The organism is Mycobacterium sp. NGS33, assembly GCF_059812885.1.
In genome coordinates, this window is sequence record NZ_JCALDN010000041.1 from 1 (window position 1) to 754 (window position 754).

The window sequence follows — 754 nt, forward strand, 5'->3', positions numbered from 1 at the left end:
GGCCCCCGTGTTCTGCCCCAACACGTTGGTCTGAATCAATTGCTGAACCAGCGCCCGGTTGCTTGCGATCACCGGCGGGGGCACCACCGAGGAGAACGCCGTCTCAAACGCCGCCGCGGCCGCATTGGCCTGCGTGGCCGCCTCCTCGGCCTGGGCCGCGGTAACGCTCAACCACTCCGCATACGGAGTCGCCGCCTGCACCATCGCCGCCGAGGCGGTGCCCGTCCATTCCTCGCTCGACAGCTGAGTCACCACGTTCTGGTAACTCAACGCGGCCGACTGCAACTCCGCAGCGATCGCGTTCCACGCCGACGCCGCGGTCGTGAACGACTCAGAACCCGGACCGGCATAAATCCGCGCCGAATTGATCTCCGGCGGCAGTGCTCCGAAATCCAACATCATCGACTCCTTAACCAGTTGCGGCCGCGTTGGCCGCCTCAGTCACTGCGTAGGACCCGGAGCTGGTGCTCAGGGTGTGGACGAACATTTCGTGGATCGCCGCCGCTTGGGCGCTGACGGCCTGGTACATCTGGGCGTGGGCGGCGAACTGCGCCGCCGTCAGCGCCGAGACCTCGTCGGCGGCGGCCGGCACCACGCACGTCGTGGGGGCCGCGGCGGCGGCGTTCTGGGCGCTCAGCGTTGAGCCGATGGTTCGCAGATTGCCCGCTGCGGCTGCCAACGCCTCGGGCTGCGTGGTCACGAAAGACATCTAGCTTCCTTCCCCTTCCGTGGGACTCATCTGGGCTCGTCGGTT

The 754-nt window shown here is 67.2% G+C and carries 2 protein-coding genes; both read right to left on the bottom strand.

The genetic code is table 11. The features are described 5' to 3' along the window. The coding region (locus AC5Y5B_RS25210; RefSeq protein WP_500007394.1) for a PPE family protein at positions 1 to 396 on the bottom strand (396 nt) is incomplete at its 3' end. Between the two features lie 13 nt (positions 397 to 409). Beyond that, positions 410 to 709: a PE family protein gene (locus AC5Y5B_RS25215; protein ID WP_500007393.1), complete on the bottom strand. Its 300-nt coding sequence runs from the start codon at positions 707 to 709 to the stop codon at positions 410 to 412. Between the last annotated feature and the right edge of the window lie 45 nt (positions 710 to 754).

Excerpts from the sequence above, each read along its gene's own strand:
- AC5Y5B_RS25215 (WP_500007393.1), bottom strand. The coding sequence starts at position 709 with ATGTCTTTCGTGACCACGCAGCCCGAGGCGTTGGCAGCCGCAGCGGGC.